Origin of the sequence: Falsiroseomonas sp. HC035 (genome assembly GCF_050563525.1) — a bacterium.
Lineage (GTDB): Bacteria > Pseudomonadota > Alphaproteobacteria > Acetobacterales > Acetobacteraceae > Falsiroseomonas.
Map to the genome: position 1 here is coordinate 328,403 of NZ_JBNXUN010000003.1, position 23,161 is coordinate 351,563.

23 protein-coding genes, 3 tRNA genes and 1 pseudogene are annotated in these 23,161 nt (G+C 67.1%); 1 reads left to right on the forward strand and 26 read right to left on the reverse strand.

Annotation, left to right across the window (positions count from 1 at the left end; all coding sequences use genetic code 11):
• Position 1: 1 nt before the first annotated feature.
• The 26 genes from rpmC to ACLF3G_RS09470 form a co-directional block, all read right to left on the reverse strand.
• Positions 2 to 214: a 50S ribosomal protein L29 gene (rpmC, locus tag ACLF3G_RS09345; RefSeq protein WP_430669090.1), complete on the reverse strand. Its 213-nt coding sequence runs from the start codon at positions 212 to 214 to the stop codon at positions 2 to 4.
• 1 nt (position 215) lies between these two features.
• Positions 216 to 641 carry a 50S ribosomal protein L16 gene (rplP, locus tag ACLF3G_RS09350; protein WP_216837909.1) on the reverse strand — a complete coding sequence of 142 codons (426 nt, stop codon included), beginning with the start codon at positions 639 to 641 and terminating at the stop codon, positions 216 to 218.
• A 12-nt stretch (positions 642 to 653) separates the two neighbouring features.
• Positions 654 to 1,331: a 30S ribosomal protein S3 gene (gene rpsC / locus ACLF3G_RS09355; RefSeq protein ID WP_430669091.1), complete on the reverse strand. Its 678-nt coding sequence runs from the start codon at positions 1,329 to 1,331 to the stop codon at positions 654 to 656.
• Position 1,332: 1 nt separating this feature from the next.
• Positions 1,333 to 1,737: a 50S ribosomal protein L22 gene (gene rplV, locus ACLF3G_RS09360; protein WP_430669092.1), complete on the reverse strand. Its 405-nt coding sequence runs from the start codon at positions 1,735 to 1,737 to the stop codon at positions 1,333 to 1,335.
• 4 nt (positions 1,738 to 1,741) lie between these two features.
• Complete coding sequence (gene rpsS / locus ACLF3G_RS09365; protein WP_430669093.1) at positions 1,742 to 2,020, reverse strand: 30S ribosomal protein S19; 279 nt, start codon at positions 2,018 to 2,020, stop codon at positions 1,742 to 1,744.
• Positions 2,021 to 2,025: 5 nt separating this feature from the next.
• The gene (rplB, locus tag ACLF3G_RS09370; RefSeq protein ID WP_430669280.1) at positions 2,026 to 2,859 is read right to left on the reverse strand and encodes a 50S ribosomal protein L2; all 834 of its coding nucleotides are present in this window, start codon (positions 2,857 to 2,859) and stop codon (positions 2,026 to 2,028) included.
• Between the two features lie 4 nt (positions 2,860 to 2,863).
• Positions 2,864 to 3,160, reverse strand: coding sequence for a 50S ribosomal protein L23 (locus tag ACLF3G_RS09375; protein ID WP_430669281.1), 297 nt, complete (start codon positions 3,158 to 3,160; stop codon positions 2,864 to 2,866).
• A 32-nt stretch (positions 3,161 to 3,192) separates the two neighbouring features.
• Complete coding sequence (gene rplD, locus ACLF3G_RS09380) at positions 3,193 to 3,837, reverse strand: 50S ribosomal protein L4 (RefSeq protein WP_430669282.1); 645 nt, start codon at positions 3,835 to 3,837, stop codon at positions 3,193 to 3,195.
• A gap of 11 nt (positions 3,838 to 3,848) precedes the next feature.
• Positions 3,849 to 4,574 (reverse strand): 50S ribosomal protein L3, encoded by a 726-nt coding sequence (rplC, locus tag ACLF3G_RS09385; protein ID WP_430669094.1) that lies wholly within the window; start codon positions 4,572 to 4,574, stop codon positions 3,849 to 3,851.
• A gap of 23 nt (positions 4,575 to 4,597) precedes the next feature.
• The gene (gene rpsJ / locus ACLF3G_RS09390; RefSeq protein WP_027285682.1) at positions 4,598 to 4,906 is read right to left on the reverse strand and encodes a 30S ribosomal protein S10; all 309 of its coding nucleotides are present in this window, start codon (positions 4,904 to 4,906) and stop codon (positions 4,598 to 4,600) included.
• A 32-nt stretch (positions 4,907 to 4,938) separates the two neighbouring features.
• On the reverse strand, positions 4,939 to 6,126 hold the full coding sequence (gene tuf, locus ACLF3G_RS09395; RefSeq protein WP_430669095.1) for an elongation factor Tu: 1,188 nt from the start codon (positions 6,124 to 6,126) through the stop codon (positions 4,939 to 4,941).
• Between the two features lie 56 nt (positions 6,127 to 6,182).
• Entirely contained in the window at positions 6,183 to 6,659 is a 477-nt protein-coding gene (rpsG, locus tag ACLF3G_RS09400; protein ID WP_430669096.1) for a 30S ribosomal protein S7, read from the reverse strand.
• Positions 6,660 to 6,670: 11 nt separating this feature from the next.
• Positions 6,671 to 7,042 (reverse strand): 30S ribosomal protein S12, encoded by a 372-nt coding sequence (gene rpsL, locus ACLF3G_RS09405; protein ID WP_430669097.1) that lies wholly within the window; start codon positions 7,040 to 7,042, stop codon positions 6,671 to 6,673.
• Between the two features lie 278 nt (positions 7,043 to 7,320).
• Entirely contained in the window at positions 7,321 to 11,496 is a 4,176-nt protein-coding gene (gene rpoC, locus ACLF3G_RS09410; protein ID WP_430669098.1) for a DNA-directed RNA polymerase subunit beta', read from the reverse strand.
• A gap of 100 nt (positions 11,497 to 11,596) precedes the next feature.
• Positions 11,597 to 15,784 carry a DNA-directed RNA polymerase subunit beta gene (gene rpoB, locus ACLF3G_RS09415; protein ID WP_430669099.1) on the reverse strand — a complete coding sequence of 1,396 codons (4,188 nt, stop codon included), beginning with the start codon at positions 15,782 to 15,784 and terminating at the stop codon, positions 11,597 to 11,599.
• A 235-nt stretch (positions 15,785 to 16,019) separates the two neighbouring features.
• Positions 16,020 to 16,397, reverse strand: a complete 378-nt coding sequence (gene rplL / locus ACLF3G_RS09420; RefSeq protein ID WP_430669100.1) for a 50S ribosomal protein L7/L12 — start codon at positions 16,395 to 16,397, stop codon at positions 16,020 to 16,022.
• 95 nt (positions 16,398 to 16,492) lie between these two features.
• Entirely contained in the window at positions 16,493 to 17,023 is a 531-nt protein-coding gene (gene rplJ, locus ACLF3G_RS09425) for a 50S ribosomal protein L10 (protein ID WP_430669101.1), read from the reverse strand.
• A gap of 323 nt (positions 17,024 to 17,346) precedes the next feature.
• Positions 17,347 to 18,045 (reverse strand): 50S ribosomal protein L1, encoded by a 699-nt coding sequence (gene rplA, locus ACLF3G_RS09430; RefSeq protein ID WP_430669102.1) that lies wholly within the window; start codon positions 18,043 to 18,045, stop codon positions 17,347 to 17,349.
• A 3-nt stretch (positions 18,046 to 18,048) separates the two neighbouring features.
• Complete coding sequence (gene rplK / locus ACLF3G_RS09435) at positions 18,049 to 18,483, reverse strand: 50S ribosomal protein L11 (RefSeq protein ID WP_430669103.1); 435 nt, start codon at positions 18,481 to 18,483, stop codon at positions 18,049 to 18,051.
• Between the two features lie 165 nt (positions 18,484 to 18,648).
• Positions 18,649 to 19,185 (reverse strand): transcription termination/antitermination protein NusG, encoded by a 537-nt coding sequence (gene nusG, locus ACLF3G_RS09440; protein ID WP_430669104.1) that lies wholly within the window; start codon positions 19,183 to 19,185, stop codon positions 18,649 to 18,651.
• Entirely contained in the window at positions 19,185 to 19,382 is a 198-nt protein-coding gene (gene secE, locus ACLF3G_RS09445) for a preprotein translocase subunit SecE (protein ID WP_430669105.1), read from the reverse strand. The genes nusG and secE overlap by 1 nt, the downstream gene beginning before the upstream one ends.
• A gap of 111 nt (positions 19,383 to 19,493) precedes the next feature.
• A tRNA-Trp gene (locus ACLF3G_RS09450) sits at positions 19,494 to 19,570 on the reverse strand.
• Positions 19,571 to 19,599: 29 nt separating this feature from the next.
• Positions 19,600 to 20,037 (reverse strand): RDD family protein, encoded by a 438-nt coding sequence (locus ACLF3G_RS09455; protein WP_430669106.1) that lies wholly within the window; start codon positions 20,035 to 20,037, stop codon positions 19,600 to 19,602.
• An 81-nt stretch (positions 20,038 to 20,118) separates the two neighbouring features.
• Positions 20,119 to 21,306: an elongation factor Tu gene (gene tuf / locus ACLF3G_RS09460; protein WP_430669107.1), complete on the reverse strand. Its 1,188-nt coding sequence runs from the start codon at positions 21,304 to 21,306 to the stop codon at positions 20,119 to 20,121.
• Between the two features lie 65 nt (positions 21,307 to 21,371).
• Positions 21,372 to 21,445: transfer RNA gene (locus ACLF3G_RS09465), tRNA-Gly, on the reverse strand.
• Between the two features lie 56 nt (positions 21,446 to 21,501).
• Positions 21,502 to 21,583 (reverse strand) — tRNA-Tyr (locus ACLF3G_RS09470).
• A 717-nt stretch (positions 21,584 to 22,300) separates the two neighbouring features.
• On the opposite strand from ACLF3G_RS09470, the pseudogene rlmB reads away from it, so the two are divergent.
• Positions 22,301 to 23,086, forward strand: a pseudogene (rlmB, locus tag ACLF3G_RS09475) (23S rRNA (guanosine(2251)-2'-O)-methyltransferase RlmB); the annotation flags it as partial.
• Between the last annotated feature and the right edge of the window lie 75 nt (positions 23,087 to 23,161).

Below are 23,161 nucleotides of genomic sequence, written 5' to 3' on the forward strand. Positions count from 1 at the left end.
CTTACGCTTGCTTGCCGGCGCGCGTGCGCTCGGCCATGATCGTCTTCGCCCGGGCGATGTCGCGCCGGACCTGCTTGATGCGACCTGTCGCCTCAAGCTGGCCAGTGGCCCGCTGGAAGCGCAGGTTGAACTGCTCCTTCCGCAGGTTCACCAGCATCTCCTGCAGCTCATCCGGGGACTTCGCCCGGACGTCCGCAATCTTTGTCTGCGCCATCTCAGGCCTCCGCCGTGGCGCCGAGGCGCGTCACGATCTTCGTCTTGATCGGCAGCTTCGCCGCCCCGAGCTCGAGCGCCTCGCGCGCGATCTCGCCGGAGACCCCGTCCAGCTCGAACATGATGCGGCCCGGCTTCACCCGCGCCACCCAGTATTCCGGCGCACCCTTGCCCGAGCCCATGCGGACTTCGGCCGGCTTCGTCGAGACGGGCACATCCGGGAAGATGCGGATCCACACCCGACCCTGGCGCTTCATGGCGCGCGTGATGGCGCGCCGTGCCGCCTCGATCTGCCGCGCCGTCACCCGCTCGGGCTCCAGCGCCTTCAGGCCGAAGCCGCCGAAGGTCAGAGTGAATCCACCACGGGCGATGCCCTTGATGCGGCCCTTGTGGGCCTTGCGGAACGTCGTGCGCTTAGGCTGAAGCATGATACTTTACTCTCAGCGCTGCGGCGCTTGTTCCGCGGCGCGCTTGTCCTGCGCCATCGGATCATGGGCCATGACTTCGCCCTTGAAGATCCAAACCTTGACACCGCAGGTGCCGTAGGTGGTCTTCGCCGTGGCGACGCCGAAATCGATGTCCGCGCGCAGCGTGTGCAGCGGCACACGGCCTTCACGGTACCATTCCATCCGCGCGATCTCCGCCCCGCCAAGACGGCCGGAGCAGTTGATGCGGATGCCGCCAGCGCCGAGGCGCATGGCCGACTGCACGGCGCGCTTCATGGCGCGGCGGAACGCCACGCGGCGCTCCAGCTGCTGCGCGATGCTCTCCGCGACCAGCGTGCTGTCGATCTCCGGCTTGCGGATCTCGACGATGTTCAGGGATACTTCGGCCCCCGCCATCTTCGCCAGGTCCTTGCGCAGGTTCTCGATGTCCGCACCCTTCTTGCCGATGACCACGCCAGGCCGGGCGGCATGGATGGTCACGCGCGGCTTCTTGCCCGGACGCTCGATCACAACGCGCGACACGCCGGCGCCCTTCAAGCGCTCACGCAGCGTCCGGCGCAGCTTCAGGTCCTCATGCAGCATCCGCGCATAGTCGGCTTCCGCGAACCAGCGGCTGTCCCAGGTGCGGTTGATGCCGAGCCGGAGCCCGATCGGATTGACTTTGTGACCCATGTTACGCGGCCTCCTGCTGTGCCGCCGGCGGGGCGATCGTCTGCTCCGCCACCACGATCTTGAGATGGCTGAACCACTTCTCGATCTGCGAGGAGCGGCCGCGACCACGCGCGTGGAAGCGCTTCATCACCACCGCGCGGCCAACCTCGGCCTTGGTGACGACCAGGCGGTCGACATCGAGGGAGTGGTTGTTCTCGGCGTTGGCGATCGCGCTCTCGAGCGTCTTCTTCACCGTCTGCGCGATGCGGCGCTTGGAGAAGGTCAGCGTCGCGACGGCGTCCTGCGCCGTGCGGCCACGGATCAACCCCGCCACCAGGTTCAGCTTCCGCGGGCTGACACGAATGTTCTTCGTGACGGCCTGCGCTTCGGTTTCTTCGAGCCCGCGCTCGTGCTTCGGCTTGCTCATGGCGTTAGCCCCGCTTCGCCTTCTTGTCGGACGAGTGCCCGGTGAAGGTACGCGTCGGCGAGAACTCCCCGAACTTGTGCCCAACCATGTTCTCGTTCACCTGCACCGGGATGAACTTCTTCCCGTTGTACACGCCGAACACCAAACCCACGAACTGCGGCAGGATCGTGCTGCGGCGGGACCAGATCTTGATGACCTCGTTCCGGCCGGAGGCACGAGCCGCCTCTGCCTTGTTGAGCAGGTAGCCGTCGACGAACGGCCCCTTCCAGACGCTGCGCGACATTGCCGTCAGCCCTTCGTCGCGTTGCGGCGCCGGACGATGAGCCGGTCCGTACGCTTGTTGTTACGGGTCTTGGCACCCTTGGTGGGCTTGCCCCACGGGGTAACCGGATGGCGACCGCCGGAAGTCCGACCCTCGCCACCACCATGCGGGTGGTCGACCGGGTTCATGACCACGCCGCGGACATGCGGACGGAAGCCCATCCAGCGGGTCCGGCCAGCCTTGCCGATCTGCTGGTTGCTGTTATCCGGGTTGGACACGGCGCCGATGGCGGCCATGCACTCGGCCCGCACCAGGCGGACCTCACCGGACATCAACTTCACCTGCGCGTAGCCGGCATCCTTGCCGACCAGCTGGCAGAAGGTGCCAGCCGAGCGTGCGATCTTGGCACCAGCGCCCGGCTTCATCTCCAGGCAATGGATGATGGTGCCGACCGGGATGTTGGCCAGCGGCATCGCATTGCCCGGCTTGATGTCGACCTTCTCGCCCGACACCACGCTGTCGCCGGCCTTCAGGCGCTGCGGCGCGATGATGTAGGCCAGTTCACCGTCCGCGTACTTCAGCAGCGCGATCCAGGCAGAGCGGTTCGGGTCGTATTCCAGACGCTCGACAACCGCGGCAACATCATACTTGCGGCGCTTGAAGTCGACGATGCGGTAGGACTGCTTGTGTCCGCCGCCCCGGAACCGAACCGTCGTGCGGCCATGGTTATTGCGACCGCCGGAGTGCGACTTGCCCTCCGTCAGCCCCTTGACCGGCTTGCCCTTCCACAGGTCGGACCGGTCCACCAGGACCGTGCCGCGCAGCGAAGGCGTAACAGGGTTGAAATTCTTCAATGCCATGGCGTCACGCAAGCCCCGTCGTGAGGTCGATGGTCTGTCCGGCCTGCAGCCGAACCACCGCCTTCTTCCAATCGGACCGCTGGCCCTTGCGACCGCGAAACCGCTTGGTCTTGCCCTTCATCACGAGCGTGTTGACCGCCTCGACCTTGACGGAGAACAGCTTCTCGACGGCCTGCCGGATTTCCGGCTTGGTCGCGTCATTGGTCACGCGAAAGGTGACTTGGCTGCTCTCGTTGAGCCGGGTCGCCTTCTCCGTCACCACCGGCGCCAGGATCACCTGGTACAGGCGTTCCGCGGACAGGACCTTGCCGCGCGGCTTGGGTGCCGTCTCGCTCATGCCTCAGCTTCCTTCTTCGCGCCGCTGAGCCGCACGGCCAGAGCCTCAAGACCAGCCCGCGTCACCGCAAGCACATCGTGGTTGAGGATGTCGTACACATTGGCGCCGATCGTCGGCAGCACGTCGATCTTCGGGATGTTGCGCGTGACGCGGGCGAAGCCCGCATCCACCGTCGCATCGATGACCAGCGCGCTGTCCCAGCCCAGCTTCTTCAGCTGCGCGACCATCGCCGAGGTCTTCGCATCCTCACCAGCGGCAGCTGCATCCAGCACGATGAGCTTGCCGGCCGCGACCTTGGCGGACAGCGCGCAGATCAGGCCGAGACGACGGACCTTCTTGTTCAAATTGTATTCGTGGCTGCGCACGACCGGGCCGTGAACGATGCCACCCTTACGGTACTGCGGTGCCCGAAGCGAGCCCTGGCGCGCGTTGCCGGTGCCCTTCTGCCGGTACGGCTTCTTGGTCGTACCGGAGACCTCGCCCATGCCCTTGACCTTGTGGGTCCCGGCGCGGCGCTTGGCCAATTGCCAATGGACGACACGCGCCATGATGTCGGCCCGCGGCGCGGCGCCGAACAGCGCCTCCGAAAGCTCGATCTCGCCGGCAGGCGTGTTGTCGAGAGTGATGACAGGAAGCTGGATCGCCATGATTGTTACCCTTGCGCCCCAGCTTCGCCGGCCGCGACCACGCCCGCGGGATACGGAGCATCGGCATGACGCGCACGCTTCACAGCGTCGCGCACCAGCACGTAGCCACCCTTCGAGCCCGGGATCGCACCCTTTACCAGCAGCAGGCCGCGCTCCGCGTCATGCCCGGCGATCACCAGGTTCTGGGTGGTCACGCGCTCGACGCCGAGGTGACCAGCCATCTTCTTGTTCTTGAAGGTCTTGCCCGGATCCTGGCGGTTGCCGGTCGAACCATGCGAACGGTGGCTGACCGACACGCCGTGCGACGCCTCGAGGCCCGAGAAGTTCCAGCGCTTCATGGCGCCGGCAAAGCCCTTGCCCTGCGTCACGCCGGTCACGTCGATCTTCTGGCCAACAACGAAATGCCCGATGTCGAGCTTCGTGCCAGGCGCAAGCGTCGCGTCTTCCGCCACGCGGAACTCCACGGTCTTGCGCGGCGCATCGACGCCGGCCTTCGCAAAGTGACCCTTCTGCGGCTTGGTGACGTTCTTCGGCTTCGCGTGGCCGATGCCGATCTGGACGGCAACATAGCCATCCTTCTCCATCGTGCGCTGCGCAACAACCCGCACGTCGTCGACATGCAGAACGGTGACCGGAACGGTGGAACCGTCCTCGTTGAAAAGCCGGGTCATCCCCAGCTTCCGGGCGATCAGCCCGGAACGGCCCGTAACCTGACGGCCTGTGATGGACATAATGTCGGTCCTTATACCGTCGATCAGATCTTGATCTCGACGTCCACGCCGGAGGCCAGGTCGAGCTTCATCAGCGCGTCCACGGTCTGCGGGGTGGGATCGACGATATCAAGCAGGCGACGATGCGTACGAATCTCAAACTGCTCGCGCGACTTCTTATCGACGTGCGGCGAACGGTTAACGGTGAAACGCTCGATCTGCGTCGGCAGCGGGATGGGCCCGCGCACCCGCGCACCCGTCCGCTTGGCCGTGTTGACGATCTCCCGCGTGCTGCCATCCAGCACGCGGTGATCGAACGCCTTCAGGCGAATGCGGATGTTCTGGCTGTCCATGGCGCTCTGGCCCGTATCCCTTCTGTCGTCGCTTACTTGACGATCTTGGCGACGACGCCGGCGCCGACGGTGCGGCCGCCCTCGCGGATGGCGAAGCGCAGGCCCTCATCCATCGCGATCGGCGCGATCAGCTCCACGTCCATCGTCACGTTGTCGCCCGGCATCACCATCTCGACGCCTTCCGGCAGCTTCACGATCCCGGTCACGTCCGTGGTCCGGAAGTAGAACTGCGGCCGGTAGTTCGTGAAGAACGGCGTGTGACGCCCGCCTTCCTCCTTCGTCAGGATGTACGCCTCGGCCGAAAAGCCGGTGTGCGGCGTGATCGAGCCCGGCGCCGCCAGCACCTGCCCGCGCTCCACATCCTCGCGCTTGATGCCGCGCAGCAGCGCGCCGATGTTGTCGCCCGCCTGCCCGCTGTCCAGCAGCTTGCGGAACATCTCGACGCCGGTCACCACCGACTTCACCGTGTTCTTCAGACCGACGATCTCGATCTCCTCGCCCACCTTGACGATGCCGCGCTCGACCCGCCCGGTCACCACCGTGCCGCGGCCGGAAATGCTGAACACGTCCTCCACCGGCATCAGGAACGGCCGGTCCAGCGCACGCGCCGGCTGCGGAATGTAGGCGTCCACCGCCTCCATCAGCTTCAGCACCGCCTGCTCGCCGATCTCCGGCTGCTTGTCCTCCAGCGCCATCAGCGCCGAGCCGTGGATGATCGGAATGTCGTCGCCCGGGAACTGGTAGGACGACAGCAATTCCCGAACTTCCATCTCGACCAGTTCGAGAAGATCCGGGTCCGCCATGTCCACCTTGTTCAGGAACACCACCAGCGCCGGAACGCCGACCTGGCGCGCCAGCAGGATATGCTCGCGGGTCTGCGGCATCGGACCATCCGCCGCCGAGACGACCAGAATGGCGCCGTCCATCTGCGCCGCGCCGGTGATCATGTTCTTCACGTAGTCGGCGTGGCCCGGGCAATCCACATGCGCGTAGTGCCGGTTCGCCGTCTCGTACTCCACATGCGCCGTCGAGATCGTGATCCCGCGCGCACGCTCCTCCGGCGCCTTGTCAATCTGGTCGTACGCCGTGAACGTCGCACCGCCCGTCTTCGCCAGGATCTTCGTGATCGCCGCCGTCAACGACGTCTTGCCGTGGTCCACGTGCCCGATCGTGCCGATGTTGCAGTGCGGCTTGTTCCGCTCGAATTTCGCCTTGGCCATGATGTCAAATCCTCAGATCGGATCGCGTTACCAGCGGTGCGCGTTGAAGCGCAGATTTACCAACGATAGTGGCTGAAGGCCTTGTTGGCTTCGGCCATACGGTGCGTGTCTTCGCGCTTCTTGACGGCAGAACCACGGTTGTTCGCGGCATCCATCAACTCTGCGGACAGGCGGTCTTCCATCGTGTGCTCACCACGCTTGCGGGCGCTGTCGATGAGCCAGCGGATCGCAAGCGCTTGGCGCCGCTCCGGCCGAACCTCGACAGGCACCTGGTAGGTGGCCCCGCCGACACGGCGCGAGCGCACCTCAACGGCAGGCTTCACGTTGTCCATCGCCTGGTGGAACACGCCCAGCGGATCGGCATTGGCGCCGCCACGACGCTTCAGCGTGTCCATGGCAGCGTAGACGATGCCCTCGGCGGTGCTCTTCTTACCGTCGTACATCAGCACGTTCATGAAACGGCTCAGCACGAGGTCGCCGAACTTCGGGTCCGGCAGGACTTCGCGCTTGGTGGCGCTATGGCGGCGCGACATGTCTCAGTTCCTCACTTCGGCCGCTTGGCGCCGTACAGCGACCGGCGCTGGCGACGCTTGGCAATGCCCTGCGTGTCGAGCACGCCGCGCAGAATGTGGTAGCGAACGCCCGGAAGGTCCTTCACGCGCCCGCCGCGGATCAGCACCACGGAGTGCTCCTGCAGGTTGTGACCCTCACCCGGAATGTAGCTCACGACCTCGTAGCCGTTCGTCAGGCGCACCTTCGCGACCTTGCGAAGCGCCGAGTTCGGCTTCTTCGGCGTGGTCGTGTAGACGCGCGTGCAGACGCCCCGCTTCTGCGGGCTGCCCTGCAGGGCCGGAACCTTGTTCCGCTTCGCGATAGGCTCACGCCCGTGGGCGATGAGCTGGTTGATCGTCGGCATGACGCCCCTTCGTGCTCGTCTCGTCTGTCCCGGCACCGCAAACAGAGCGGCCCGCGTGGAAGGCCAAGTGGCACTTCCCTGCGGGCACCTGTCCGACCCCCGGCCTAGGCTCCTGTAGGAGCGGTTCCGGAAGCGCGTCGCTGGAGACCAATATCAGCCCGGCCGTACCGGCGCAGGCTGCGCCACATCCGACCAAGGTCGCGCCTATTATCCGGCGCGCCTGGTTGAGTCAAGCGAAGTGGCGCCCCTGGGGAGTTCCCTGGACGCCACCCGCATAGCTACTCCGCGGCCCGCGCGGGGCCCGCCAACGGCTCCGGAGAGGTCGGCAGACGCCCCCGGTCCCGCTGCGCAGCAACGGCCCGCAGCTTGTTCATGACGGACCCCGTGCCCGCCGGGATCAGGCGCCCGACGATGACGTTCTCCTTCAGGCCCATCAGGTTATCCACCTTGCCCGCGGTAGCGGCCTCGGTCAGCACCCGGGTCGTCTCCTGGAACGAAGCGGCCGAGATGAACGAGGTGGTCTGCAGCGACGCCTTGGTGATGCCCTGCAGAACCGGCTCGGCACGTGCCGGGCGTTCCTTGGCGAAGATGCGCTTCTCGTTCTCGATCTCGAACTCGATCCGCTCCACCGTCTCGCCCACCAGGTAGGTCGTGTCACCCGGATCCAGGATCTCGACCTTCTGCAGCATCTGCCGGACGATGACCTCGATGTGCTTGTCGTTGATCTTCACACCCTGCAGTCGATAGACGTCCTGCACCTCGTTCACCAGGTAGTTGGCCAAGGCCTCCACGCCCAGCACCCGCAGGATGTCGTGCGGCACGCGCGGACCGTCGACCAGCGGGTCGCCGGCCTTCACGTAGTCGCCTTCCTGGACGGAGACGTGCTTGCCCTTCGGCACCAGGTACTCCCGGGGCGTGGAGGGCTCGTCGCCCACCTGCTCCGGAACCACCAGGATGCGCCGCTTGGCCTTGTAGTCCTTGCCGAACTCCACGCGCCCATCGACGTCGGCGATGATCGCCGCGTCCTTCGGACGCCGCGCCTCGAACAGCTCCGCCACCCGCGGCAGACCGCCGGTGATGTCGCGCGTCTTCGACGATTCGCGCGGCATCCGCGCGATCACGTCGCCGATCCGGACTTCGCTGCCATGCTCGACCGAAAGGATCGAGCCAGGAGGCAGCACCGTGATGGCCTCCGCGCCGTTGTCGCGCTTCACCACATTACCGCCGGCATCGCGCAGGATCAGCCGCGGACGAAGATCGGCGCTGCGGCCCGTCGACTTGTACTCGACCACCTCCTTGAAGCTCAGGCCCGTCACCTCGTCCATGCGGTCCATGAGGGTGACGTTCTCGAGCAGGTCGCCGAACTCGACCTTGCCGTTCTTCTCGGTGATGATCGGCAGGGTGAAGGGGTCCCACTCGGCTACCTTCTGGCCGCGCGTGACGGCCTCGCCCTCCTCCACCAGCAGCTTGGCGCCGTAGGGCACCCGATTGCGCCCGCGTTCCCGGCCATTCGCATCGTGCAGCACGGCTTCGCAGTTGCGGGCCATGACGATGGTTGCGCCCTGGCTGGTGGTAACGACCTGGCGGTTCAGGAACTTCACCGTGCCGTCCGCGATCGCCTCGACGGCCGATGTCTCCGCGCCACGCTGCGCCGCTCCACCGATGTGGAAGGTGCGCATCGTCAGCTGCGTGCCCGGCTCGCCAATCGACTGCGCCGCGATGACGCCGACAGCCTCGCCGGTGTTTACCGGCGTACCGCGGGCGAGGTCTCGCCCGTAGCACATGGCGCAGACGCCAACGCGCGCGTCGCAGGTCAGCACGGAGCGGATCTTCACCCCCTCCACGCCGGCCTTCTCGATCAGCTCGGCCTCCGGCTCCTCGACCAGCGTGCCGATCTTGACCAGCACCGATCCGTCAGCCGGGTCGATGACGTTCTCCTGCGTCGTTCGGCCCAGGATGCGCTCCGAGAGCGAGGACACGGTCTCGCCGCCATCCATCACGGCGCGCACGGTAATGCCACGCTCCGTACCGCAATCGTCCTCGACGATGATGCAGTCCTGCGCCACGTCGACCAGGCGCCGCGTCAGGTAGCCCGAGTTCGCCGTCTTCAACGCGGTGTCCGCGAGGCCCTTCCGGGCGCCATGGGTCGAGTTGAAGTACTCCAGGACGGTCAGGCCTTCCTTGAAGTTTGAGATGATCGGCTGCTCGATGATCTCGCCCGAGGGCTTGGCCATCAGGCCACGCATGCCGGCGAGCTGGCGCATCTGCGCCGGCGAACCACGCGCGCCGGAGTGCGACATCATCCAGACGGAGTTGGCGGGCTTGCCGATCTCCTCCTTCTGGATCTCCTTCATCATCGCCTGCGCGACTTCCTCGGTGCAGCGCGACCAGGCGTCGACCACCTTGTTGTAGCGCTCGCCCGCGGTGATCAGGCCGTCGAGGTACTGCTGCTCGAACTCCTTCACCTGGTCCTTGGTGTTGCCGATCATCGCATTCTTCGTGTCGGGGATGACCATGTCATCCTTGCCGAAGGAGATGCCGGCCTTGGCCGCGTGCCGGAAGCCGAGGCCCATCAGGCGGTCAGCGAAGATCACCGACTCCTTCTGGCCGCAGTGACGGTACACTGCGTCCATGACGTCAGAGATCGACTTCTTGGTCAGCTGCCGGTTGATCAGGGAGAATGGCACCGCCGGATGCAGCGGCAGCAGCGCGCCCATGAACATGCGGCCAGCCGTCGTCACCGCGCGCTCGGTGACGATGTTGCCGTCCTTGTCGGCGGCCTTGCGGCGCGCGCGGATCTTGCTGTGCAGGTTGATCACGCCAGCGGCCAGCGCCTGCTCGATCTCGCCGATCGAGGCGTAGGCCGGCGCCTTCTGCTCCTCCGCCACCTTGAACTCGGGCGTCTCGAGCGAGAGGTAGTACAGGCCAAGCACGATGTCCTGCGACGGCACGATGATCGGCTTGCCGTTGGCCGGGCTGAGGATGTTGTTGGTGGACATCATCAACACGCGCGCTTCCAGCTGCGCTTCCAGCGACAGCGGGACGTGCACGGCCATCTGGTCGCCGTCGAAGTCCGCGTTGAACGCCGTGCAGACCAGCGGATGCAGCTGGATCGCCTTGCCCTCGACCAGCACCGGCTCAAAGGCCTGGATGCCCAGACGGTGCAGCGTCGGCGCGCGGTTCAGCAGGACGGGGTGCTCGCGGATGACCTCCTCGAGGATGTCCCACACCTCCGGCCGCTCCTTCTCCACCATCCGCTTGGCGGCCTTGATGGTGGTCGCGTGGCCGTATTTTTCGAGCTTTGAATAGATGAACGGCTTGAACAGCTCCAAGGCCATCTTCTTGGGGAGCCCGCATTGATGGAGCTTGAGCTCCGGACCCACCACGATGACCGAACGACCCGAATAGTCGACGCGCTTGCCGAGCAGGTTCTGCCGGAAGCGGCCCTGCTTGCCCTTCAGCATGTCGGACAGCGACTTCAGCGGTCGCTTGTTCGCCCCCGTGATGGCGCGGCCACGACGGCCGTTGTCGAACAGCGCATCCACGGCCTCCTGCAGCATGCGCTTCTCGTTGCGCACGATGATGTCCGGCGCGCGCAGCTCGATCAGCCGCTTCAGGCGGTTGTTGCGGTTGATGACGCGGCGATACAGGTCGTTCAGGTCAGAGGTCGCAAAGCGGCCACCGTCAAGCGGCACCAGCGGGCGCAGCTCGGGCGGGATCACCGGCACGACGTCGAGGATCATCCACTCCGGACGGGCACCGCCCTCCCCGAAGCTCTCGAGCATCTTCAGGCGCTTCACCAGCTTCTTGCGCTTGGCCTCGGAAGTGGTCTCCTTAAGGTCGGCGCGCAGCTGCGCGGCTTCCTTCTGCAGGTCGATGGCCGCCAGCATCTGCTTCACCGCTTCCGCGCCGATGCCAACGCTGAAGGCGTCCTCGCCGAACTCGTCCTGCTTGTTCTGGAACTGGTCCTCGGTCAGCAGCTGGTGCAGCTTGAGGTCGGTCAGGCCCGGCTCCAGAACCACGTAGGATTCGAAGTACAGGACCTTCTCCAGCTCCTTCAGCGACATGTCGACCATCAGGCCGACGCGCGAGGGCAGTGACTTCATGAACCAGATATGCGCGACCGGGGACGCCAGCTCGATATGGCCCATGCGCTCACGGCGCACCTTGGCCAGCGTCACCTCCACGCCGCACTTCTCGCAGATGATGCCGCGGAACTTCATGCGCTTGTACTTGCCGCACAGGCACTCGTAGTCCTTGATCGGCCCAAAGATGCGGGCACAGAACAGCCCGTCCCGCTCCGGCTTGAAGGTGCGGTAGTTGATCGTCTCCGGCTTCTTGATCTCGCCATAGGACCAGGAGCGGATCTGCTCCGGCGAGGCGATCGAGATGCGGATCTGATCGAAGGTCATCTGCTGGCCGGTCTGGCCCAGAATCTTCATCAGCTCATTCATGCGGTCCACTCCGTCCGGCGCGCCAGCGTGCCCGCCTCGCGCCACGAAAAGGGAGAGAGCCGCGCCACCTTCCGGCAGCGCGGGGAAGCACGCCGCCCGATCAGGTCGGGCGGTTTTCCAGGTCGACGTTCAGGCCCAGCGACTTCAGTTCCTTCACCAGCACGTTGAAGGATTCCGGCACGCCGGCCTCGAAGTTGTCCTGGTCGCGGACGATGGCCTCGTACACCTTGGTGCGGCCGGACACGTCGTCCGACTTCACCGTCAGCATTTCCTGCAAGGTGTAGGCGGCGCCGTAGGCTTCCAGCGCCCAGACCTCCATCTCGCCGAAGCGCTGTCCGCCAAACTGCGCCTTTCCGCCCAGCGGCTGCTGGGTCACCAGGCTGTACGGCCCGATGGACCGCGCGTGGATCTTGTCGTCCACCAGGTGGTGCAGCTTCAGCATGTAGATGTAGCCGACCGTGACCTTGCGCTCGAACTTCTCGCCCGAGCGGCCATCGTGCAGCCAGACCTGGCCGGACTTGTCGAGGCCGGCCTTGGTCAGCATGCCCTCGATATCCGCCATGCGGGCGCCGTCGAAGACTGGCGTCGCGATGGCCACGCCCTTCTTCAGGTTCTCGCACAGCTCGATCAGCTGGTCGTCGTCCATGGGCTCGATCTCGCGAACCACGGTCTCCTCGTCATAGGCCTCGCGCAGCTTGGCCATGAGCTCCTCGCGCATGGCACCGCCACGGCGATACTCCTCGACCATCTCGCCGATCTGCCGGCCCATGTTGGCGCAGGCCCAGCCCAGGTGCGTCTCCAGGATCTGCCCGACATTCATGCGCGACGGCACGCCGAGCGGGTTCAGCACCAGATCCACCGGCTTGCCGTCCTCAAGGAACGGCATGTCCTCGATCGGAACCACGCGGGAGACGACGCCCTTGTTGCCGTGGCGGCCGGCCATCTTGTCGCCCGGCTGCAGCTTGCGCTTCACCGCGACGAAGACCTTGACCATCTTCATCACGCCGGGCGGCAGCTCGTCGCCACGCTGCAGCTTCTCGACCTTGCTCTCGAAGCGCTTCTGCAGACGCTCGACGGCGGCGTCGAACTCCCGCTTCAGCGACTCGATCTCGGCCATCGCCGCATCGTCCTGCACGCCGATCTGGCGCCAGGTCTGCTTGGCGAACTGGTCCAGCACCTCGTCATTGATCTCGGTGCCGGCCTTCACGCCACGGAAGCCACCGCTGGCCTTGCGGTTCAGCAGGCGCTCGCGCAGGCGCGAGTGGAACGAACGCTCCTGGATCGCCTTCTCGTCGTCGCGATCCTTGGCCAGACGCTCGATCTCCGCGCGCTCGATCGCCATGGCGCGCTCGTCCTTGTCGACGCCGCGGCGGCTGAACACGCGCACATCGACGATGGTGCCCGCCACGCCCGGCGGCAGCCGCAGGGAGGTGTCGCGCACGTCGGAGGCCTTCTCGCCGAAGATGGCGCGGAGGAGCTTTTCTTCCGGCGTCATCGGGCTCTCGCCCTTCGGCGTCACCTTGCCCACCAGGATATCGCCCGGCTGCACTTCCGCACCGATATAGACGATGCCGGCCTCGTCGAGGTTGCGCAGCGCTTCCTCACCCACGTTCGGAATGTCGCGGGTGATTTCCTCCTGGCCCAGCTTGGTATCGCGGGCGTTCACCTCGAACTCGTCGATGTGAATCGAGGTGAAGACGTCGTCGCGCGCGATCCGCTCGCTGATGAGGATGCTGTCCTCGAAGTTGTAGCCGTTCCACGGCATGAAGGCGCAGAGCGCGTTGCGCCCGAGCGCCAGCTCGCCGAACTCGGTGGACGGACCGTCGGCGATGATGCCGCCGGCCGCCACCCGGTCGCCTACCTTCACCAGCGGGCGCTGGTTGATGCAGGTGGACTGGTTGGAGCGCATGAACTTGCGCAAGCGGTAGATGTCGACGCCGCGCGTGGTGCCGTCGTCGCCCGTCGCCCGCACCACGATGCGCGCACCGTCGATGCTGTCCACCACGCCGTCGCGCTTCGCCACGATGGTGGCGCCGCTGTCGCGTGCCACCGCCGCTTCCATGCCGGTGCCGACCAGCGGGGCGTCCGCCTGGATCAGCGGCACCGCCTGACGCATCATGTTGGAGCCCATCAGCGCGCGGTTGGCGTCGTCGTTCTCCAGGAACGGGATCAGCGCCGCAGCAACGGAAACCAGCTGCTTCGGCGAGACGTCGATCGCCGTCACTTCCTCCGGCTTCACCAGCCGGAAGTCGCCGCCATCGCGCACGCTGACCAGCTCGCCGGTCAGCTTGTCATCGCCGTCCAGCCCGGCATCGGCCTGCGCCACGACGAGGCGCTCCTCCTCCATGGCGGAGAGGTAGCGCGGCGCGCCGACCACCTGGCCATTCTTCACCAGGCGGTACGGTGTCTCGATGAAGCCGTACTTGTTCACCTTGGCGAAGGTGGCCAGGCTGTTGATCAGGCCGATATTCGGGCCTTCCGGCGTCTCGATTGGGCAGATGCGGCCGTAATGCGTCGGGTGCACGTCGCGCACCTCGAAGCCGGCGCGCTCGCGGGTCAGGCCTCCCGGGCCAAGCGCCGAGAGGCGGCGCTTGTGCGTCACCTCGGACAGCGGGTTGGTCTGGTCCATGAACTGCGACAGCTGGCTGCTGCCGAAGAACTCGCGCACCGCGGCCGCGGCCGGCTTCGCGTTGATCAGATCGTGCGGCATGACGGTGTCGATATCGACGGACCCCATGCGCTCCTTGATCGCACGCTCCATGCGCAGCAGGCCGACGCGGTACTGGTTCTCCATCAGCTCGCCGACCGAACGCACCCTGCGGTTGCCGAGGTTGTCGATGTCGTCGATGGAGCCGTTGCCGTCCTTCAGCTGCAGCAGGACGCGCATCGTGGCGACGATGTCTTCCTTGCGGAGCGTGCGCTGGGTGTCCGGCACCTCCTCGGCGGAGAAGCCGAGGCGCATATTCATCTTCACCCGGCCGACGGCCGACAGGTCGTAGCGCTCGCTGTCGAAGAACAGGCCGCGGAACAGCGTCTCCGCGGTGTCCGCCGTCGGCGGCTCGCCCGGGCGCATCACCCGGTAGATGTCCATCAGCGCTTCTTCGCGGTTGCCGTTCTTGTCGACGGCCAGCGTGTTGCGCATCCAGGGGCCGGCGGACTGGTCGATGGCCAGCGTCGCAAGACGGTCCAGCCCGGCTTCCTCAATGGCGGCGAGCTTCGGCTCAGTCAGCTCCTCGCCGGCCTCGGCCCAGATCTCGCCCGTCTCCATGTTGACCATGTCCTCGGCGACGAACCGGCCGAGCAGGTCGGCCCGGCCGACCAGCACCTCGGTCGTGCCACCCTCGGCGATCTTGCGGGCGGCGCGGGGCGTCATCTTGACGTCCTTGTCGGCCACGACCTCGCCGGTGCGCGCGTCGATCAGCGGCTCCTGCAGCTTGATGCCGCGGAAGGCGTCCGGATCGAACGGGCGCGACCAGCCCTTCGGGCCGCGCGCGAAGACCACCTGGCCGTAGAAGACGTTCAGGATTTCCTCGGCATCCATGCCGCGGATCTCGTTGATCTCGAGCGGCGGCAGGCCGGCGGCGGCGCGTTCGGCGCGCTGCTGCTGGGTCCAGGCGCTGTCCAGCGCATACAGCAGCGTCGTTGCCGGCAGCTTGCGCTTGCGGTCGATGCGGACGTAGCAGATGTCCTTGGCGTCAAACTCGAAATCGAGCCAGCTGCCGCGATAGGGGATGACGCGCGCGGCAAACAGGTACTTGCCGCTGCTGTGCGTCTTGCCCTTGTCGTGGTCGAAGAACACGCCCGGCGAACGGTGCATCTGCGAGACGATGACGCGCTCGGTGCCGTTGACGATGAAGGTGCCGTTATCCGTCATGAGCGGCATGTCGCCCATGTAGACATCCTGCTCCTTGATGTCGCGCACGGAACGAGAGCCCGTATCCTCGTCCACGTCCCAGACGATCAGGCGCAGGCGCACCTTGAGCGGGGCGGCGAAGGTCAGGCCGCGCTGGATGCATTCCTCGACGTCGTATTTCGGCTCCTCGAGCTCGTACTGGACGAATTCCAGCCGGCCCCGGCCACCGAAATCGTCGATCGGAAAGACCGACTTGAAGACTTCCTGCAGCCCGGCGTGCAGGCGCACATCCGGGTCAACGCCCATCTGCAGGAAGGCCTCGTAGGAGGCGCGCTGCACGTCGATGAGGTTGGGCATCGGGGCGACTTCGGGCAGGCGCCCGAAAGACCGCCGGATGCGCTTCTGCGCGGTGAACGTCTTCGCGATAGCGTTCATGCCTGTCCCGCTTCCCGTACCTGCCGGAGACGCACCGCGCCCGGAGGATTCCTGCCAATTCGCCTCGCCTGGAGCGGCGGAGCGCCATCGTCAAACGCGGTCGCGGGCGGGATTCCCGATTGGGAGTCCCGCCCGTTCCCGCAGATATGTCGCCCGGCGGCAAGCCAAAGGCCCGCCGACCGGATTTCGCGCACCCGCCCCCGCCCAGAGGGGTGAGGTTGGATGCGCAGCGGCCTCAGCTGATCTCGACCACGGCGCCGTTCTCTTCCAGCACCTTCTTGATCTTGGCCGCTTCGTCCTTGTTCACCGAGTCCTTCACGACCTTCGGCGCACCCTCGACCAGATCCTTGGCTTCCTTCAGCCCCAGACCCGTGATGGTACGGATTTCCTTGATCACGTTGATCTTCTTGTCGCCGGCGGCCTTCAGGGTAACGGTGAATTCCGTCTTCTCCTCGACCGGGGCGGCCGCGGCTGCAGCCGCGGGTGCCGCTGCCGCTGCGGCCGGAGCCGCGGCGGAAACGCCCCACTTCTCTTCCAGCATCTTGGAGAGCTCAGCAGCTTCCAGAACGGTCAGGCTGGAGAGCTCTTCGACGAGCTTTGCGAGTTCGGCCATGTCAATGTCCTTCGATCTAATAGCTTGGCTTGGTATTTGCAAGACCGAAGCGGGAACCCTTCCCGCCTGGTCCGATCATGAGGGTGGGAAGGGGCTTACGCCGCCTCCGCCTCCGCCTCGTCCTTCTTGGCATACGCGGCGAATACCCGCGCGAGCTGCGAGCCAGGAGCCTGCAGAATGCCCGCGATCCGCGTCGCCGGCGTCTGGATCAGGCCCAGAAGCTGCGCGCGCAGGGTCTCGAGCGACGGCAGGGCTGCCAGCGCCTTGACGCCCTCGGCGTCCAGCGTCTGGGTCCCGAGCGCCCCGCCAAGGATAACGAACTTGTCGTTCACCTTGGCGAAGTCCACGGCGGTCTTCGCCACGGCCACCGGGTCCCGCGACCACGCAAGCGCGGTCGGGCCCTTCAGCAGCGGCGAGATGCCCTGGAAGCTGGTGCCATCGAGGGCGAGCGCGGCCAGCCGGTTCTTCGCAACCTTGTAGGTTGCCCCGGCTTCCCGCATCCGCCGCCGCAGCGTCGTCGCATCCGCCACCGTCAGGCCCTTGTTCTGGCTGACGAGGACGAAGGACGTCTCCGCGAACACCGTTTGCAGGCCCTGCACGAAGGCCTGCTTTTCCGTACGGTCCACGTCCGTCTCCGAATTTGGCCGCGCCTTTTGGAAGGGCTACGGCCGGTTCAAGCGCGGGGTGGGAACCACCCCGAAAGGCCTGCTGGAACGGGACCTACCAAGCCAAGCCGTGCGGGGTGCCATGGGCACCCGGTCCGGCGGAACTTCTCGGCACCCCATCTCTCACCTGCGCGGCTGGCGCCGCTTCAAGGCGGACCGGCCGGGGCCGGGTCGCGCCACAGGAGGTCTCCGACAGGTTCGGACAGGGACCATGGCCCCTGCCCTGCCCGGCATCCCGAGGGATGCCGAATGGCGTCGCGGCGCAATGTGCGCCGCGAGAAAACTCAGCCCCCGGTCAGGGTGGCGATGTCGACCTTGAGGCCCGGGCCCATCGAGGAGCTGAGCGACACCTTCTTGACGTAGGTGCCCTTGGCGCCGGTCGGGCGGGCCTTCTGGATCGCGTCGATGAAGGCGCGTGCATTGGCCAGCAGGCTGTCGGCCTCGAAGCTCGCCTTGCCAATGCCGGCATGCACGATACCGGCCTTCTCGGCGCGGAACTCCACCTGGCCGGCCTTGGCGGCCTGCACGGCGCCCTTGACGTCCATGGTCACGGTGCCGAGGCGCGGGTTCGGCATCAGGCCACGCGGGCCGAGCACCTTACCCAGGCGACCCACCAGGGCCATCATGTCCGGCGTCGCGATGCAGCGGTCGAAGTCGATCTTGCCTTCCTGCACGGCGGCGGCCAGGTCGTCCGCGCCGACCACGTCGGCACCGGCGGCCAGCGCCTCCTCGGCCTTGGCGCCGCGGGCGAAGACGCCGACACGCACGGTCTTGCCGGTGCCGTTCGGCAGGCCGACCACGCCGCGCACCATCTGGTCCGCATGGCGAGGATCGATGCCGAGGTTCATCGAGATCTCGATAGTCTCGTCGAACTTCGCCTTGGCGTTCGACTTGGCCAGCTTGATGGCCTCATCCAGCGCGTAGTTCTTGTTCTGGTCGAGGTTGGAGACGATCGCCTTGAGGCGCTTGCCCTGCTTTGCCATGGCTCAGCCCTCCACCACGGTCATGCCCATGGAACGGGCGGAACCTGCCAGCATGCGCACGGCGCTCTCGACGTCGGTGCAGTTCATGTCCTTCATCTTCACCGCGGCGATCTCGCGCAGCTGGGTCTTGGTGACCCGGCCCACGGTGGCGCCCTTGCCCGGCGTCAGGCTGCCCTTCTCGATCTTGGCCGCCTTCATCAGGAAGTAGGTGTTCGGCGGCGTCTTCATGATGAAGGAGAAGGTGCGGTCGGAGAACGCGGTGATCACGACCGGAGTGGGCGTGCCCGGCTCCAGCTGCTGCGTCGCCGCGTTGAATTCCTTCACGAACTGCATGATGTTCAGGCCGCGCTGACCCAGCGCCGGGCCGATCGGCGGGGACGGATTCGCCTTGCCCGCCGGCACCTGCAGCTTGATGTAGCCTACGATCTTCTTCGCCACTGTGAGCGGTATCCTCTATTGGAGGACCGCGGTCCCTGCGACGCCCACCGGGGCGTCTCCCGCGTTCCAGACAGCCGAAAGGCCCGGAAAACGCCCGGGCCGGTCAGCGGAGGCGGGCGTATAGCCCTGCGCGGATGGCGAGTCCAGCCCCTTCCGGGGCCGCTCTCAGACCTTCTCGACCTGCCCGTATTCCAGCTCGACCGGCGTGGAGCGGCCGAAGATGGAGACGGAAACCTTCACGCGGCCGCGTTCCTCATCCACTTCCTCGACCGTGCCGTTGAAGCTGGTGAAGGGGCCATCGGCCACGCGCACCTGCTCGCCGACCTCGAAGATGATGGAGGGGCGCTTCGGCTTGTCGGCCCCGTCCTGCACCTGCTTCAGCATCCGCTGCGCTTCGGATTCGCGGATCGGCGTGGGGCGGTTTTTCTCGCCCAGGAAGCCGGTGACCTTCGGCGTGTTCTTGACGAGGTGCCAAGCGTCATCGGTCATTTCCATCTTCACCAGCACATAGCCGGGGAAGAACTTCCGCTCCTGGTTGGTCTTCTGGCCGCGGCGGACTTCCACCACCTCCTCGGCAGGGACCAGGATTTCCTCGAAGGCATCGGCCAAGCCCTTCTGGGCCGCCTGCTCACGCAGCTGCTGGCTGATCTTCTTCTCGAAGCCCGAATAGACGTGGACCACGTACCACTTCTTGTCCGCCATCACCCACCCACCCCGAAGAGCATCCGCATCGCGTAGGCGATGATCTGGTCCACAACCAGGAAGAACACCGCGGCCAACGCCGAGAGCGCCAGCACCAGGCCGGTCGTGATCAGCGTCTCCTTGCGCGACGGCCAGGTGACGCGCGCCACTTCCTGGCGCACCTCGCGGACATACTGCGCGGGATCGAGCTTGGCCAAGACGGCCCCTTTCACGGACGAGACACCGAAAACGATAGCATTTCGTGGCCTGCGCGGCCGGTGGCGTCCCGTTCCGGGGACGCCTTCGGCCACGTTGCCCGCGCGGCCGCTTGGCAGGGGCGGAGGGTCTCGAACCCCCAACCTCCGGTTTTGGAGACCGGCGCTCTAGCCAATTGAGCTACGCCCCTAAGGGTCCGCGCGAGGGCGGTCCTCTATATCAGCGCGCGGAGCCTGTCGAGGGGCGCGCGACCGTCACGACGAGGGTCCGGCCCAGCTTGTCGTGCCAGGTCTGCCGGCGCGGGTCCCACAGCATCCAGAAATAGCCCAGGCAAAGCGGGATGGCGGACAGCAGGTAGCCGAGGTAGCGCAATACCAGGCGGCGGAAGGGCGGCTGCCCGCCGGTCTCGGCATCGACGATCCGCAGGCCAAGCGCCAGCTTTCCGGGCGTCGCGCCTCGATCCGCCCAGAAGGTCAGCACCACCAGCGCGCCGATGATATTGGCCATCGCCTCCCCGGCGCCGGACATCTCGCCGCCATTGGCCAGCGCACCGAGGGTGCCGAGCACCAGCGACAGCGGCAGCAGCCACAGGAGGTCGATCAACTGCGCGCCGAGGCGGGGGCCGAAGCCTGCCAGTTCCATCCCGTGTGCCGACATGCCCCGCTCCGCCTCCCTCAAGTGAAACGGGGCGGGTCGCTCGCACGACCCGCCCCGCCCCTGCCCCGATCCGGGGCCGCCCTACTTGACGATCTTGGCGACGACGCCGGCGCCGACGGTGCGGCCGCCTTCGCGGATGGCGAAGCGCAGGCCCTCATCCATCGCGATCGGCGCGATCAGCTCCACGTCCATCGTCACGTTGTCGCCCGGCATCACCATCTCGACGCCTTCCGGCAGCTTCACGATCCCGGTCACGTCCGTGGTCCGGAAGTAGAACTGCGGCCGGTAGTTCGTGAAGAACGGCGTGTGACGCCCGCCTTCCTCCTTCGTCAGGATGTACGCCTCGGCCGAAAAGCCGGTGTGCGGCGTGATCGAGCCCGGCGCCGCCAGCACCTGCCCGCGCTCCACATCCTCGCGCTTGATGCCGCGCAGCAGCGCGCCGATGTTGTCGCCCGCCTGCCCGCTGTCCAGCAGCTTGCGGAACATCTCGACGCCGGTCACCACCGACTTCACCGTGTTCTTCAGACCGACGATCTCGATCTCCTCGCCCACCTTGACAATGCCGCGCTCGACCCGCCCGGTCACCACCGTGCCGCGGCCGGAAATGCTGAACACGTCCTCCACCGGCATCAGGAACGGCCGGTCCAGCGCACGCGCCGGCTGCGGAATGTAGGCGTCCACCGCCTCCATCAGCCTCAGCACCGCCTGCTCGCCGATCTCCGGCTGCTTGTCCTCCAGCGCCATCAGCGCCGAGCCGTGGATGATCGGAATGTCGTCGCCCGGGAACTGGTAGGACGACAGCAATTCCCGAACTTCCATCTCGACCAGTTCGAGAAGATCCGGGTCCGCCATGTCCACCTTGTTCAGGAACACCACCAGCGCCGGAACGCCGACCTGGCGCGCCAGCAGGATGTGCTCGCGGGTCTGCGGCATCGGACCATCCGCCGCCGAGACGACCAGAATGGCGCCGTCCATCTGCGCCGCGCCGGTGATCATGTTCTTCACGTAGTCGGCGTGGCCCGGGCAATCCACATGCGCGTAGTGCCGGTTCGCCGTCTCGTACTCCACATGCGCCGTCGAGATCGTGATCCCGCGCGCACGCTCCTCCGGCGCCTTGTCAATCTGGTCGTACGCCGTGAACGTCGCACCGCCCGTCTTCGCCAGGATCTTCGTGATCGCCGCCGTCAACGACGTCTTGCCGTGGTCCACGTGCCCGATCGTGCCGATGTTGCAGTGCGGCTTGTTCCGCTCGAATTTCGCCTTGGCCATCTGCCTGTTCCCGCTATCCAGACCATGTCTGCCGCGCGCCACTGTGCCGCCGGCCCGCGCGCGCGTGGAGCGGGTGACGGGAATCGAACCCGCATAGCCAGCTTGGAAGGCTGGAGCTCTACCATTGAGCTACACCCGCGACGCGGGACCGGAGCGGGAGGCCTGACGACCCGTAGGAAACAACCGGGGAAGGTATGGAGGGGGTTGGATTCGAACCAACGTAGGCTGAGCCAGCGGATTTACAGTCCGCCCCCTTTAGCCACTCGGGCACCCCTCCGCAGCCTTCGACAGGCCTGCCGCGCTCCAGGCTCATCACCCGGAGCGGGCCGGGACTTGCCCCTTTGCGCGGCCGCTGTCAACGGCTTCCGGGCAGCGGGCTGGCACGGGCAGCGCGCGCTTGGACAGGGCGCGCGCGGCGGCGCAGAATGGCACCATGTCCAAGCCCCCGCCTCGTCGCCCCTCCTCCGCCTCCGGCGGCCCCGCCGGGCGCCCGCCCGGCCGCGGCCCCGCAGGGGGCCCGCCCAGTCGTGGCCCCGCAGGGGGCCCGCCCAGCCGTGGTCCCGCCGGCAAGCCGTCGCGCGGCGGCGCCACGGCAGGCCCGAAGCCAGCCGGCAGCCGCCCACCCGGCGCGCCGCCTGAGCGGCCCGGCCGCCCCGCCGCCGAGCGGCCCACCCGCGACACGGAGGACCGGCCGTTCCGCCCGCTTGGCGAACGTCCGCCGCGCAGCGTCGGCGGTGCGGCCGCGCGCGGTACCGCAGGCCAGCGCAGCTTCCAGAAGCCCAGAGGGGCTCCCAGCGGCAAGCCGGGGCGCAAGCCGAACGGAAAGCCGGGTGGCTTCACCCGCAACCCGACGGACCGCGCGCCCCGCCCCTTGGCGCCGCGTGAGACCGCGCCCGGCCGCACGCCCTTCGCGCCCGCACCCAACGCGCCGGAGCCCGAGGCGCCGGTTCGCGGCCGCGACCGGCGCGGCAGCGGCGAGACGCGGCTACCGCGTGTGCAGCCCGCCGCCGCCCCGGTGCGGGAACCGCGCCCCTCCCAGGCCGCCATCGCGCGGGATGCGGCGCCGGGCGGCACGCTGTGGCTGTATGGCATCCACGCCGTGGCCGCCGCGCTCGCCAATCCACGCCGCCGCCTGAAGCGCCTGCTGCTGACGGTGGATGCGGAAGCCGCGCTGGCCGAGGCGCTGCCGCGCCCCTGGCGGGTGCCGGCGGAACGCGTCGAACGCAACCGCTTCCAGACCTTCCTGCTTGAAGATTCCATCCACCAGGGCGCCGCGCTGCTGGCCGAGCCGCTGCAGCCCATCCCGCTCGATGTCGCCATCGCCCAGCGGCCCGGCCCGGTGCTGGTGCTGGACCGGGTGACGGACCCGCGCAATGTCGGCGCCATCCTGCGCTCCGCCGCCGCCTTCGGCGCCGCCTGCGTGGTGATGCAGGACCGCCACGCGCCGCCGGAAACCGGCGCCCTGGCCCGCGCGGCCTCCGGCGCGCTGGAGCTGGTGCCGATCTCGCGGGAGGTGAACCTGTCCCGCGCCATCGTCGCGCTGCAGCGCGCCGGCTTCTGGGTGCTGGGCCTGGCCGGCGAAGGCAAGCGGACCCTGGGCGAGGCGGTGCCGCGGGACCGGCGGAGCGTGCTGGTGCTGGGTGCCGAGGATGCCGGGCTGCGGCGCCTGCAACGCGAGACCTGCGACGAGCTGGTGCGGCTGCCGATGGTGCCGGAGGTGGAAAGCCTGAACGTCGCCGCCGCCGCCGCCGTCGGGCTCTACGAGATCGCCCGCGACGGCAGGATGCCGGATGACGAGGCGCCCGATCCGCAGGATGCGGACGAGCTGGATGATCCGCAGGACCCGGAAGACCAG